10 protein-coding genes are annotated in these 14,042 nt (G+C 69.5%); 7 read left to right on the top strand and 3 right to left on the bottom strand.

What is annotated here, in order from left to right; all coding sequences use genetic code 11:
• Positions 1-1,387: AAA family ATPase (locus CXY81_RS00420; protein WP_146067569.1), on the bottom strand; the 1,387-nt coding region annotated here is incomplete at its 3' end.
• A complete protein-coding gene (locus CXY81_RS00415; RefSeq protein ID WP_104193634.1) occupies positions 1,384-2,559 on the bottom strand; it encodes an exonuclease SbcCD subunit D in 1,176 nt (391 codons plus the stop codon). The genes CXY81_RS00420 and CXY81_RS00415, both read right to left, overlap by 4 nt.
• 187 nt (positions 2,560-2,746) lie before the next feature.
• Between CXY81_RS00415 and CXY81_RS00410 the strand changes: the two genes are divergently transcribed.
• From CXY81_RS00410 to CXY81_RS00390, 5 genes are all read left to right on the top strand, one after another.
• Positions 2,747-3,535, top strand: coding sequence for a DeoR/GlpR family DNA-binding transcription regulator (locus tag CXY81_RS00410; RefSeq protein WP_104169275.1), 789 nt, complete (start codon positions 2,747-2,749; stop codon positions 3,533-3,535).
• Positions 3,532-4,503 carry a 1-phosphofructokinase family hexose kinase gene (locus tag CXY81_RS00405; RefSeq protein WP_104169276.1) on the top strand — a complete coding sequence of 324 codons (972 nt, stop codon included), beginning with the start codon at positions 3,532-3,534 and terminating at the stop codon, positions 4,501-4,503. The genes CXY81_RS00410 and CXY81_RS00405 overlap by 4 nt, the downstream gene beginning before the upstream one ends.
• Entirely contained in the window at positions 4,500-6,512 is a 2,013-nt protein-coding gene (locus tag CXY81_RS00400; protein WP_104193633.1) for a fructose-specific PTS transporter subunit EIIC, read from the top strand. Before CXY81_RS00405 ends, CXY81_RS00400 begins: the two co-directional genes overlap by 4 nt.
• A 91-nt stretch (positions 6,513-6,603) precedes the next feature.
• Positions 6,604-8,289 (top strand): phosphoenolpyruvate--protein phosphotransferase, encoded by a 1,686-nt coding sequence (gene ptsP / locus CXY81_RS00395; RefSeq protein ID WP_104193632.1) that lies wholly within the window; start codon positions 6,604-6,606, stop codon positions 8,287-8,289.
• A gap of 74 nt (positions 8,290-8,363) precedes the next feature.
• Positions 8,364-8,642: an HPr family phosphocarrier protein gene (locus CXY81_RS00390; protein ID WP_104193631.1), complete on the top strand. Its 279-nt coding sequence runs from the start codon at positions 8,364-8,366 to the stop codon at positions 8,640-8,642.
• A gap of 86 nt (positions 8,643-8,728) precedes the next feature.
• Here CXY81_RS00390 and CXY81_RS00385 read toward each other — a convergent pair whose 3' ends face one another.
• The gene (locus CXY81_RS00385; RefSeq protein WP_233193897.1) at positions 8,729-11,791 is read right to left on the bottom strand and encodes a TM0106 family RecB-like putative nuclease; all 3,063 of its coding nucleotides are present in this window, start codon (positions 11,789-11,791) and stop codon (positions 8,729-8,731) included.
• Positions 11,792-12,602: 811 nt separating this feature from the next.
• Here CXY81_RS00385 and CXY81_RS00380 point away from each other — a divergent pair.
• Positions 12,603-12,866 carry a hypothetical protein gene (locus tag CXY81_RS00380; RefSeq protein ID WP_174720110.1) on the top strand — a complete coding sequence of 88 codons (264 nt, stop codon included), beginning with the start codon at positions 12,603-12,605 and terminating at the stop codon, positions 12,864-12,866.
• A 2-nt stretch (positions 12,867-12,868) separates the two neighbouring features.
• Positions 12,869-13,861: an FHA domain-containing protein gene (locus CXY81_RS00375; RefSeq protein ID WP_199182887.1), complete on the top strand. Its 993-nt coding sequence runs from the start codon at positions 12,869-12,871 to the stop codon at positions 13,859-13,861.
• Positions 13,862-14,042 lie beyond the last annotated feature (181 nt).

Here is a 14,042-nt window from a genome sequence, read left to right as displayed (position 1 = left end):
CCTCGGCCGCCCGCAGCCGCTCCGCCTGGGCGCGCGCCTCGGGCTCGCGGGCCGCCGCCAGCGCGGCCGCCGCCAGGGCCTCGTCGACGTCATCCAGCCGGTCCGGCAGCTCGTCCAGGAGCGCCTGGGTCTGCTCGACGGATGCCACGTGCAGGGCGAGCTCCCCCTGCAGCGTCACAATCTTGGCCTCGATGCCGGGCAGCAGCCGTTCGACGTCGAGAACGTCCTTCAACGATCCGAGCCGGCCCAGGAGATTCTCGATGACGGCCTTGAGGCTCTCAGTCGTTTCCACCAGACCTGGGTCGTCCTGGTACTCACGCCAGGCGCCGTGCGCGTACGATTCGCCGACCACAGCACGTTCGAGCGCTTCCTCCGCCTCCCGACGCGTGCGGAGCGCCGGCCACACGCGGGACGCACGGTTTGCGGCCAGCACGGCCGCCCGGTCAAGGGCGACCGTCCCCTGCCGGGCCTCGAGAACGGCCAGGGCCGAGTGGGCTTCGTTGCGGCGGTCCTGCCGGCTGCGCAGGTCTTCCTGGGCCTGCACGTCGGCGGCGGCCAACTCCAGCGCCGACGTGGCCCGTTCGGCCCCCGCCGACGCCTCGGCCAGCAGCTCGTCCAGCTCCGCCAGGGCGCCGTCGAACCAGGCCCGGTCGCGACTGCCGGGCGCGTCATCGGAGTCGTCGCCGGGCAGGTCTTCGCGCTGCAAGTGCCGGGACGCGGTGGCCGCCAGGCTGGCCAGGCGCTGGCGCACGGATTCCAGCGCATCATCGAGCGACTTGCGCCGGCTGATCAGCCCGAGTTCGAGCTGCTCGAACCGGGCGGTGCCGAAGAGGGTGCGCAGCACCCCTCGCCGGTCATCGGTCTTGGCCAGCAGGAACCGCTGGAACCGGTTCTGGGCCAGCAGGATCACCTGCAGAAACTGGTCCTGCTTGAGCGGCAGGATGCGGCTGAGCTCGTGCCCGACGTCGACCGGACGGGTCGCCACGCTGCGCCAGCCCTCAGGGGTGTCCCGGTCGTCGTGCAGGTCACGGATGTCGAGGCGCGCGTCGGGCGGTGACATGGTCGTACCCGGGCCGCGCTTCTTGTTCTTCTCGTACCTGGGTGTGCGGTAGATGCGGTAGTCGTTCTCGTGCAGTGCGAATTCCAGCTCCACGAAAGTAGGGTCATCCGGTTCGCAGTGGTCACTGCGCAGCTGGGACTCCGTTCCCTCATAGCGCGGCACGCTGCCGTAGAGGGCGAAGCAGACGGCATCGAGGATGCTGGACTTGCCGGCCCCGGTCTTGCCGGTGATCAGGAAGATTCCATCGGCATCGAAGCGCTCGAAGTCGATCACCTGTTCGTTCTTGTAGGGGCCGAATCCGGCGATCCGCAGGCGTTTGATCTTCATCGGCTCAGCTCCCTCAGGTCACCCTCGGTGAGGAGTTCCGCCACCAGGTCTCGTTCGAAATCGGATTGGCCGACCCCGTTGCGCACGAACTCGAGGAACCCGGCGACAATCTCGCGGTCACTCTGGCGGTCGATGCGCTCACCGTAGCTGACGGCATCCGAGTCGACGACGACAGCGGGCCGATGCTCGAGCGTGACGCAGTGCGGGAATCGTTTCTGCAGGCGCCGGATGCCGTCGAGGGGACGCACCTGGTCGGTCAGGATGGCCGACACCCAGTCGGGTTCGAACTCGGCCAAGGCGTCATCGGTCAGGAGCTGTTCGATCTCGCCGGTGAGCACGCTGAGTCGCCGCGGAACCGGAAGCTCGATCCATTCGATGTCGGCGGCAGGGCCGGCCTGGAGCTCGACCAGCCAGCAGCCCCGCGGTTTGCCGGCCTCCGAGAAGGAGTAGTGCAGTGGTGCTCCCGAGTAGCGCACGCGGTCGGTGAGGTGGGCCCGCCCGTGGATGTGGCCGAGGGCGACGTAGTCCGGTCCTGTGAAGACCGACACGGGCACCAGATCGAGTCCGCCCGCGGTGATGTCCCGCACGGCATCGGTCGCCGCGGCCGCGGGCACTCCCGCCGCGAAGCAGTGGCTGAGCACCACCGATCGCCCGCCGCGCACGGCCAGGTCATCGCGGATGCGCTGCATCACGACGGTGAGCACCTGCTCGTGGGTCTTGAGCGGTTCGTCTGCCGGCCCGTGAAAAACGCTGAGGTGCCGGACCAGCGCCGGCTCCAGGTAGGGGATGCCATAGAAGTGCACGGGCCCGTGATCGTCCGGCACGGTGACCGGTTCGAGGAACTGCTCCGGCCGGGTCAGCACATGGACTCCCGCGAGTGCGGCCCACTCCGCCTGGAAGCCGAGGCGGGTGGCGGAGTCGTGGTTGCCGCTGGTCATCACCACCGTGGCCCCTGCCTGCTTGATTTCCCGCAGCACCGCCGCGAGCAGCGTGTAGCTCTCGGCCGACGGCATGGCCGAGTCGAAGATGTCGCCGGCCACCGCCACCACATCGATCCGGCGCTGCCGCACCACCTCCACCAGCGCATCCAGCACCTGATGCAGGGCATCCAGGGTCGAATGGGTGTGGAAGGTTCGCCCGATGTGCCAGTCGGAAGTGTGCAGGATCTTCATGCTGCTCACGTTATCGCCGACGGCCGACACCCGGCGGCACCGGGCAGCGCCGGGCAGCGCCGGGCAGCACCGGGCAACGGGTTCTTTGTTTGTCTTTGTTTTTCTTGACAAACAAAAACAAACACAGGTAAAATTTTTGTATTCTACAATCTCGTGGTTTCGGCCACTCAGCGTCGAGGAGGTCGCCATGTTCGCCGAAGAACGTCAGTCCCTGATCGTCGATCTGGTCACCAGTTCGAACCGGGTCACGGTCAGCGATCTCGCCTCCCGCTTCGATGTCACCCCCGAAACGGTGCGCCGCGACCTCGACAGCCTCGAGGGCGCCCGCCAGCTGCGCCGGGTGCACGGCGGCGCGGTCGCGTTCGACCGGCAGAGCATGTCCGAGCTCAGCCTCGAAGAACGCCAGACGCAGCGGCAGGACGAGAAGCAGCGCATCGCGGCCGCCGCCCTCACCATGATTCCCTCGAGCCAGACCGGCTCCGTCCTGCTGGATGCCGGCACCACGACCGAGCTGCTCGCCGACCTCCTGCTCGACTGGACCCCGGCAGCCCCCGGTGACGAACTCCTGGTCATCACCAACGCGGTGCCGATCGCCACGAAACTCGCCGGCAATGACGCCATCTCGTTGTATATCCTCGGCGGCCGCGTGCGCGGCCTCACCCGCGCCGTCGTCGGTCCCAGCACCATCGCCCAGCTCGATTCGTTGCGGCCCGACATCGCGTTCGTCGGCGCCAACGGCGTGCACGCCGAATTTGGTTTCAGCACTCCGGATGCCGTTGAATCCGCCGTGAAGACAGCCATCGTCCGTTCGGCCCGTCGTGTTGTCGCACTGGCTGATTCCTCCAAGCTCGACAAGGAAACCCTGATCCGCTTCGCGGCCCTGGGCGACATCGACGTGCTGATCGCGGACGCTCTCCCATCAGATGAACTTGCCGCAGCCCTGGCCGCGGCCGACGTTGAGGTTGTGATCGCGTGATCATCACGCTTACCCCGAATCCGAGCCTGGATCGCACCATCGAGCTCCGCGCCCCGCTGGCCCGCGGCGAAGTTCAGCGCGCCGGTTCATCCCGCGAAGAACCGGGCGGCAAGGGCGTGAACATCGTTCGCGCCCTCAAGGCCTCGGACATCCTGAGCCTCGCCATCCTCCCCGGCGACGAGTTGGACCCCGTTCTGGTGGCCCTCCGGGCCGCGGGGGTACCCCACCTCGGCATGCCGATCGGCGCCTCGCTCCGGAGCAACGTCGCGCTGACCGAGATCGACGGCACCACCACCAAGGTGAACGTGCCCGGACCGGTGCTGACCGCCGCGCAGCAGAGCGACCTGATCGAACTCGTGCTGGAGAAGGCGGAGGGTGCCAGCTGGCTCGTGCTGGCCGGATCGCTGCCGCCTGGAGTGCCCGTCGACTTCTACGCCGACATCACCCGGGAGCTCCGCAGCCGGTTCGGCGCGAGCGCCCCTCGGGTGGCCGTCGACTCGTCCGGCGCGCCCCTCGCCGCCGCCGTCACGGCCGGACCGGACCTGATCAAGCCCAACGCGGAAGAACTGGCCGAGCTCACCGGCATCCCCGACCCGGAGAGCCTCGAGGGCAATCCGGTGCTCGTGGCCCGCGCCGCCGAGCGTCTCGTCGCCACCGGAGTTGGCGCCGTGTTGGCCACCCTCGGTTCCCAGGGTGCCGTGCTGGTGACCGAAGACGGCGCCTGGCTCGCGAAAACGCCGCCGATCGTCGCGCGCAGCACCGTCGGAGCCGGCGATTCCTCCCTGGCCGGCTACCTGCTCAGCAGCATCGTCGGCGGCTCCGCCCCCGACTCTCTCCGCCAGGCCGCAGCCCACGGGGCCGCAGCCGCGTCCCTGCCCGGATCAACCGTTCCGGCACTGCACCAAACCAGACCGGGCGACGTCACCCTGACGTCTCTCAACACCCATCCAAAGGAGGATGTCCAGTGAGTGCACTGATCACCCCGGAGCTTGTCGCTCTGGATAAGAACCTCGGAGCCGCACCCTCGAGCGTAATCCGGCATCTTGCCGAGCTCGTCGTCGGCGCCGGCCGCGCCACCGAGATCGAGAGCCTCTACGCGGATGCCCTCGCTCGCGAAGCGAAGACGGCAACCGGCATCCCCGGCGGCCTGGCCATCCCGCATTGCCGTTCGGCAGCCGTTACCGAGCCGACGCTGGCGTTGGCCCGACTGGCTTCGCCGGTCGACTTCGGCGCCGCCGATGGTCCCGCGGACCTCGTCTTCCTGATCGCCGCTCCCGAGGGCGCGGACCAGGAACACCTCAAGATCCTGGCCAAGCTCGCCCGCTCGCTGATGAAGGCCCCCTTCACCGCCGCGCTACGCGCCGCGAAGACCCAGGCCGAAATCGTCGAACTGGTCACCAGCGTCGTCTCCCCGGCTCCCGTGGCCGCCGGCGGCGTCGCCGGCGCCGGCGCCAACGTCGGAAGCACGCCCGCGGCATCCGCCGGTGTCAAGCGCATCGTCGCTGTGACCGCCTGCCCGACCGGCATCGCGCACACCTACATGGCTGCCGAATCGCTCGTTGCCGCGGCGAAGGCCGCCGGCGTCGACCTGCAGGTCGAAACCCAGGGCTCGGCCGGCCTCACGATGCTCGACCCGGCCGTCATCGCCGCGGCCGACGCGGTCATCTTCGCCGTCGACGTCGACGTTCGCGGTCGCGAGCGCTTCGCCGGTAAGCCCGTCATCCAGGTGCCCGTCAAACGCGGCATCGACGAACCGGCCAAGCTCATCCACGATGCCCTGGCCGCGGCCCAGAACCCCAACGCCCGCCGCGTCGGCGGCACCGTCGGTGCGGCCGAGGCCGAGGAGACCAGCGAGCACTTCGGCCAGAAGGTCAAGCGCGCCCTGCTCACCGGTGTCAGCTACATGATTCCGTTCGTCGCCGGTGGAGGTCTGCTGATCGCCCTCGGATTCCTCCTCGGAGGCTACGAGATCACCGAGGTCGCCGACACGGTCACCCTGGAGAACAACCTGTTCAACCTGCCGGAAGGCGGCATGCTGACCTATCTGGGAGCGGTCTTCTTCAAGATCGGCGCGCTGTCGATGGGCTTCCTGGTTCCGGCCCTGGCCGGCTACATCGCCTACGCGATCGCCGACCGTCCCGGAATCGCCCCCGGTTTCGTCGCCGGTGCCGTCGCCGGGTTCATGGGTGCCGGTTTCCTCGGCGGCATCGCCGGTGGTCTGCTGGCCGGTGTCGCAGCCGCCAGCTTCGCCAAGCTCGACGTGCCGCGCTGGCTTCGCAGCCTGATGCCCGTCGTCATCATCCCGCTGGTCGCGTCGATCGTCGCCTCGGGCCTGATGTTCCTGGTGCTCGGTGGCCCCATCGCGCTGCTGACCACCGCCCTGAACGAGTGGCTGTCCGGCATGACCGGCGCCTCCGCCATCCTGCTCGGCCTGATCCTGGGCCTCATGATGGGGTTCGACCTCGGCGGACCGGTCAACAAGGTTGCCTACGCCTTCGCCGTCGCCGGTCTCGGCACCGCAACCATGGCCAACCAGGCTCCGTGGCAGATCATGGCCGCGGTCATGGCCGCCGGCATGGTTCCGCCGCTCGCCATGGCCCTGGCCACGGTGCTCGACCGCCGACTGTTCACTGTCGCCGAGCGCGAAAACGGCAAGGCCGCCTGGCTGCTGGGTGCGTCGTTCATCTCCGAAGGCGCCATCCCGTTCGCTGCCGCAGACGTGCTCCGCGTGATCCCGGCCTCCATGGTGGGCGCCGGCGTGACCGGTGCTCTCTCGATGGCCTGGGGCGTCACCTCGAAGGCCCCGCACGGCGGAATGTTCGTCTTCTTCGCCATCGACAGCTTCGCGCTCTTCGCTCTGGCGATCGCGATCGGAACCGTCGTCACCGCCATCCTGGTGATCGCGCTGAAGCGATACGCTCGAAAGACACCGTTGGTCACCGCGGACGCAGCAGCGCCCGCCCTGGTCAACGCTTGACCGCACGTCGGCCGCTCCGAGAAATTCGGGGCGGCCGACGCGTAGCATCAATAGCGCAGTATTTCTGCTGCGCAAGAATAGAGGTTGTCCCGTGCAGAATTTCACTGGTGTAGGCGTAAGCCCCGGCCGGATCATCGGATCCGTTCGCCAGATGCCCAAACCGATCAGCGAACCCCCGGCAGGTGAACGCCTGGATGCGGCGACTACACCCGAAGTCGCAACGGAAGAGCTGCGGACAGCCTCCAAGGTGGTGCAAACCGAGCTTCAGCGGCGCGCCGAAGCCGCCACGGGCGCCAGCAAGTCGGTTCTCGAAGCCACCGCGCTGATGGCCACCGACCCGATGCTGATAAAAGCTGCAGTGAAATTAATCGTTACCGGAACATCCGCCGAACGCGCGATCTGGGAGTCCGGCGCATCCGTCGCCGAGATGCTGCACAACCTCGGTGGCTACATGGCCGAGCGGGCCACGGATGTCCTCGACGTGCGGGCCCGGATCGTCGCCGAGCTGCGCGGCGTCACCGCCCCCGGCATCCCCCAGTCTGACGAGCCCTTCGTGCTCGTAGCCGAGGACCTCGCCCCGGCCGACACCGCCACCCTCGACCCGAACAAGATCCTCGCCCTGGTCACCAGCGGCGGCGGACCGCAGTCGCACACCGCGATCATCGCCCGCGCCCTCGGCCTGCCGGCCGTCGTCGCCGCCGTCGGCGTCGACGCCCTCACCGATGGCACCGAGGTCTACGTGGACGGCGCCGCCGGAACCCTCCAGGTTGACCCCGGCGACGACGAGCGCACCGCCGTCACGGCGTGGGAGCACGTCGCGGCCAGCCTGTCCGTGTTCGACGGCACCGGCACCACCGCCGACGGCCACCTCGTTCCGCTGCTGGCCAACGTGGGCGGGGCCGCTGACGCGGTCAAGGCCGCGGCCGCCGGCGCAGAGGGCGTCGGACTGCTCCGCACCGAGTTCTGCTTCCTCGAGCGCGACATCGAGCCCACCATCGACGAGCAGGTCGTGGCCTACCGCGGCGTGTTCGACGCGTTCCCCGGCAAGAAGGTCGTCGTGCGCACGCTCGACGCCGGCGCCGACAAGCCTCTGCCGTTCCTCACCGACAGCACGGAGCCCAACCCGTCGCTCGGCGTGCGCGGTTACCGCACCGACCTGACCAGCCCCGGCGTGCTCAAGCGCCAGCTCACGGCAATCGCCACCGCCGCGCAGGCCTCCTCCGCCGTGGTCTGGGTGATGGCACCGATGATCGCCACGGTCGACGAGGCCGCCGACTTCGCCGCCATGTGCCGCGTCGCCGGGCTGAAGACCCCCGGCGTCATGGTGGAGGTTCCCTCCGCGGCGCTCCGCTCCGCGAGCATCCTGACCGAAGCCGAATTCGTCAGCCTCGGCACGAACGACCTCACCCAGTACACGATGGCCGCCGACCGTCAGCTCGGCACCCTCGCCGCGCTGAACTCGCCGTGGCAGCCCGCCGTGCTCCAGCTGATCCAGCTCACCGTCGCCGGGGCGATATACGAGGGCCACAACAAGCCCGTCGGCGTCTGCGGCGAAGCCGCCGCCGACCCGGTTCTCGCCGTCGTACTCGTCGGGCTGGGTGTCAACACCCTGTCCATGACGGCCCGGTCGATGTCCGCCGTGGGCGCCGTGCTGAAGTCCGTGACGCTCGAACGGGCGCAGGAACTTGCCCAGATCGCCGTTTCGGCCCGTAATTCGGACGAAGCGCGTACCCGCGTGCGCGCCGGATTGCCCATACTTGAAGAGCTGGGTCTCTAGCCGCTTCGGATTTACGTCGCATCGCATCATCGCCGGCGAGCCACCCCTTCGCCGGGCACCAATTAGGAGGAACCATGTCCGAACGTAAAGCCACCATCGCGAGCCGTGTCGGCCTGCACGCGCGCCCCGCATCCCTCTTCGCGGCGGCCGTCGGCGACCTGACCCTCGAGGTCACCATCGCCCTCGAGGCCGACCCGGCCGAGGACGCGATGGATGCCTCGAGCATCCTGTCGCTGATGAGCCTGGGTGCCGCCAACGGCGACATCGTCGTGCTGCGCGCCGAGGGCGACGGAGCCGATGAGGCTCTCGAATCCCTCGTCAAGCTCCTCGAAACGGACCTCGACGCCGAGTAGCACCCCCGACCGAAGGCACCCTCAGTCCGCGCGAATCATGCCGGAGTGAGGGTGCCTTTTCGTGGGTCAGGCTCCGACGCCGGAGGTCAGGCCCGGTCGGGCGTGACCAGGGTGATGAACGCGCTCAGCTGGGCCAGACTCTCCACACTCGAGGGCAGGGTCTCGGTCAGGGCCGGCGAGTAGACCAGCCAGGCCGCCCACTGGGCACGGGAGATGGCCACGTTGAGCCGGTTTGCCAGGAGCAGGAACTCGAGGCCGCGCGGTACGTCCTCTGCCGCGGAGGCGGCAAGCGAGACCACGGCGACCGCCGCCTCCCGGCCCTGGAACTTGTCGACGGTGCCCACCGGCACGTCACCCAGGCCGGCCTGCACGAGGTGGCGGCGCAGCAGCTCGACCTGCGCGTTGTAGGGCGCCACGACGATCACGTCGCCCTGCGCCAGCGGTGCGCTCCGGCCACCGGATGTCCAGGGTCGGCCGAGCAGACCGGTCACCAGTGAGACCACGGCTTCGGCCTCCTCCACCGACGAGGTGGAATTGAACCGGTGCGGCACGGGCACCGGGTGCAGGCCCGGCTCCACAGCCTCGAGTCGGCGATCGGAGGGGTGCGAGCGCAGCCGCCCCTCGTAGGACAGCGCCGACACCGGAGCGCAGATCCTCGGATGCATGCGCCAGCTGGTCTTCAGAAAGTAGCCGAATTCCGGCGGGAGCACCTGGTGTCCGTCGCTGAGCCAGCCCAGAGCCGAGCCGTCGACCGGTTCGGGGTGCGTGCCCTGGCTGACCTGCGGCAGCTGTTGCGGGTCGCCGAGCAGCAGCAGGCGTTCGGCCGCGACGGCCGCTGCGATGGTGCTGGCGAGGGAGAACTGGCCGGCCTCGTCGATCACGAGCAGGTCGAGGGAGCCCCGCGGCACCCGGTCGGCGTTGCTGAAGTCCCAGGCGGTGCCGCCGAGCACCCAGCCGCCGGACTGCCCGGTGAACCGGGCGAAGGTCTTGGTATCCAGGAGGGTCCACGGCACCGGCTTTTTCTCGTCGCCCTTTTTCGCTTTCTTCCCGACCTGGCCGGGCTCCAGCCCCGCCTCGATTCCGGCGGCGAGTACGGCCCGGAGCATGTTCTCGACCGCAGCGTGGGACTGCGCGACGACGCCGACGCGCCAGCCGTGCCGCACGACGAGGTCGGCGATCACCCTCGAGCCGACGAAGGTCTTGCCGGTTCCGGGCGGGCCCTGCACCGCGAGGTAGGACCGGTCGAGCACGAGCAGGGTGTCCCGGATGGCGGTGCGCACATCCCCCTCACCGTCGCCGTCGCCGGCACCATCGCCCTCGCCGTCGCCGTCCCCGACACCGGCACCATCGCCGGGGCGCGCCGGTGGCTGCACCAGGGGCTGCGCCGGCCCGCTTGCCCCGAGCAACCGGGGCGGGCGTCGGCGCAGCAGGTCGAAGGCCGCGTCCGGCAGCGGTTCCGGCCACCGGGAGAGCACGGCGCGGCCCCACTCCGAGATCGCGGTCACCTGGCTACCGGCTGGCGGCGGGGTGCCGGGGGTGAGGGCGATCGGCATTTCCCGGTGGGCGGGTGCATCGCGTTCGAGCACCTCCTCGACCAAATAGACCGACTCGTCGATCACGTCGATGATGGTCGCCCTGTTGTGCGCGGTGCGCGCTCCGGGAGCGTCGCTGCGGCTGATCGGCGGGTAGGGCAGGTCGTAGAGCAGGAACGGCTGCTGCCCGACCGTGAGCGAACTGCCCGGCGCGAGTGCCCCGGTCAGGCGCAGTACCCGGCGGTCGAGCGACTGGCGGCCTTCCCGGTGCCAGCCCAGGTGAAGGGCTGCTGTTTCGACGATGAGCACGTCCCTGGTGTCCGCCCAGTCGTCCACGGGCGCGCCCAGGCGACTGTAGTGGTCCCACCAGAACGATTTCTGCTCCCGCCGGTGGTAGTCGATCGCCGCCGAGGCGAGGGCGAGCGCGGTCTGGTCGGCGGTGCGCTCGGCCGGCGGAACGTCGGCAAGCAGCGCGGAGAGTTCCAGGTAGACCGGGTCCGGTTCCCGCACCGGCAGGGGCACGCCCGCCAGGGTCGCCGGCGACGCTGCGGTGGCGCCCGGCTGCTCGGCGGCGCGGGCCAGCAGCCAGTCGCGCAGGCGCAGGGTGGAGCGGCAGTCGTACGCGTTGTAGCGGGCGATGTCCGTGAGAATCTGCTCTGCGGCATCCGTCTGTCCGGCGGCCAACAGGGTGCGCGAGCGCACGTATTCGGTGATCGAGTCGGCGGCGTTGGCCACGCCCTCGCGTTCCTCGAGCCCCATGTAGAGCGGTTCGAGCTTCTTGAGCGAGTAGCTGCGGCTGCCGATGCGCAAGCCCTGCCGCACGATCGGGTAGAGGTCAACGAGCACATTCCGGCGCAATAGGTCGTCGACCGCTTCTTCGCCGACCCCGTGCCGGGCGGCAAGGCCGAGCAGGTGGGTGCGCTCGTAGGGGGCGTAGTGGTAGATGTGGAGCCCCGGATGCCGCGAACGGCGCTCCCGCACATACTCCAGGAAGTCGATCAGGGCCTGACGTTCCTCGGCGTGGTCGTGCGCCCAGAAGGTGCGGAAGGTATCGTCCGGCAGGGCCAGACCGAACAGATAGTCCAGCCCCCACTGTCCGTTGCCGGCCTCCTGGTAGAGCGGGTCACCCTCGAAGTCGAAGAAGATGTCCCCCGCGTCGGGTGCGGGCAGCGCCGCGAGGGCGGCCGGGTTGATGATCTCCCAGTTCAGTGGCCGGCCGGGGGCTCGGGGGGCGATCTGCAGCCGGGCCTGCCCCTGCAGGGTCGCCAGCGTAACGTCTGACAAACCGGGGACGGGCTCGCGCCGCGCGGCGAGGTCGTCGATGGAGCGGACGCCCGCGGAGCGCAGCCGGGCGCGCTGGCTGAGCCGCAGGTTCGCGACCAGGAGCACGTCCCGGTGCTGCTGCACCTGCTCCTCGCACAGGTCACAGCGGCCGCAGGCGGCGTAGCGAGGGTCACCCCACGGGGTGGGTGCAGGGTCGGCGAGGCGTTCGTCGACCAGCCGCTCGAGGCGGGCGCGCCGGGCGCGGTAGACCGGCAAGATGTCCTGCAACCGGTGCGAGCTCGTGCGGCCGTCGCCGAGCAGAAGGTGCACGTTCAGCCCCGTCGGGATGCCCATCCGCTGCAACTGGTCGCTATACGCCGCCAACTGCAGCAGCGCCGTGATCTTCGCCGAGCNGAGCGTGCCAGCTTCGTGTCGTAGACCTCGTAGGTCGCGGCATGGTCGGCGGGGTCGGCGGGGTCGGCGGGGTCGGAATGGTCGGCGGGGTCGGCGGGGTCGCTCTGGTCGCCGCTCCCGGTGCGGATGATGAAGTCCGCGTAGCCCAGGAATCGCCCGTCGAAGAATGCAGCCTGGAACACCACCTCGGCCCCTGCGCGCAGGGCCGCCTCGCTCATTTCAACGGCGGAACCGATGTCGGCGAGGTCGCCACGTTCGATCTCGACGACGGTGCGGGCCGCGCGCAGCTGTTCGAGCATCCGCAGTTCGTGGGCGTCGCCCAGCTCGGCGGTGCGCTGGAGCATGGCGTCAGCGGCTGCCGGGGCGGCGTCGATGCGTCCCAGTTTCGCGTCGAGTCGGCGCAACAGTGCCCACTCGCACGCGGCCGCGGCGCTGAGGTCGCTCGCCGAGTAGACAACGGTGGCAGGGTCTGGCAGGAACACGTCGATCTCCTCTTTGCGCACGCACAACCACACCGGAAGCGCTGGTCACGGTGGTTTCGAGGCTAGCCGACACCACCGACCAGAACAGGGGGTGCCGCGCCCTTCCCCCTGCAGCCGTGCTCAACTAGGGTTGGCCTACACGCGGCAGACGAGGTTTTTGATGGCTGTCCGCGCGGCGGTTCACTGTTGATCCGATTCTGGCCGATTGCGGGCCCGATGTGCGACGACCGAGTGCCGTTTCCCTGCAACCAAGCGAGAAGGAACACACCGTGACTGACAGCCAGAACCCCGTACCCACTGCCAACGCCACCGGCCCCGACGCCCACAACATCAAGGACTGGACCGACCTCGGCAAGGAGATGTGGTCCTACCTGACCGGCAAGAGCGCCGCCATCAACTACAGCTTCATCGACATGACGGTGGAGGTGCCGCGCGACATCGGCCCCGACGCCCCCCGTGCCACCTGGAAGCTGAACGGCACACTGCGGGTCACCACGAGCGAGGGTTCCGGCACCGAACCGCTCACCAAGTAGTCATGAGCCCCACCACCCGCCTGGACATCGACCTGGAGTTCTCCCTCGCGGAGCCGGGCACACCGGGCGACACCACGGAGGCGACCGGCGCCGAGCAGATGGGCGGAACCATCACGGCCAACGGCCTCGACGTCGAGATCTTCTCCAGCAGGCCCGAGATGTTCGTGCGCACCAGCACGATGAAGCTGAAGGAGCTCCGCGGCCTGGCCGGCGACCTGGCCGAGCGCGGTCTGACCGTCTCCGTGTCAGGCCCCGACGGCCTGATCATCCGGCTGGGAGCCGTCAAGGCACCCGTCATCCAGCGGCTGCTGACCGGTTCGTCGCACATTACGCTCGGCAGCCGGGCCGCGCTGGTTCCGCTCCTGCGGCGGCGCAGTGCTGCACCGGAGGCGGGCCTGTCCCTGCCGTTGCCGCCGGCCACCCTGTTGCCGTTGGTGCCGACCTTCGACCGGCGCATCCGTCGCCGGGTGACCACGACGCACTACACACCGGGGGCAGGCCGGCCCCGGCTGGTTTTTGTGATCGGCTCGAAGAACTGGAACGGTCAGATGCCGCGCGAGTTCGATCTGCTGCCGACGGTCACCACCATCGGTTCGGCCCCGGATGCCGACCTGCAGCTGGCCGGTCTGCAACCGTTCCATGCCGAAATCCGCCACGACGACAACGACGAGTACGTTCTGTATCCGCTCGGCGACGTTTCCGGCGGAGCCAAGCGGAATTACCGGCAGGACGAGAACGATGGGCAGGTCCTGCGCACCGGCGCCCGGATCGAAATGGGTCCGTGGCGCATGGCCTACTTCCGTGAGGAGTACGCCGACCACGGCCGCCCCCACGGCGGTCGCGTGGGCGGGGAACTGTCCGTGCAAAAGCCGCAACCGAGCCGCCGCGCAGCCCGGTTGGAGCGCGAGGCCAACGCCGCCGGTGCCGGCACCACGAACGGCGGCACCGAGCCGACGACCGCGCGGCCGGGGCCGGTGGACGACTCCGAGATCTAGGGTGAGGTCCGGGTCGGCAGATCCTGGCTGCGCCACTCGCGGCGCACGCTGTGGAAGCCGGCACACGGTAGAACGTGTGCCGGCTTCTCTAGTATGGGTCGCGACGGATACCGCCGCGCCCTGCGCCGCCCTGCGCCGCCCCGCGCCGCCCTGCGCCGCCCCGCGCCGCGCTGCGCCGCCC

The organism is Cryobacterium sp. M25, from assembly GCF_002929635.1.
GTDB lineage: Bacteria > Actinomycetota > Actinomycetes > Actinomycetales > Microbacteriaceae > Cryobacterium > Cryobacterium sandaracinum.
Note: the sequence above shows the minus strand (reverse complement) of the source record. Positions and strands in the feature narration are given on the sequence as shown.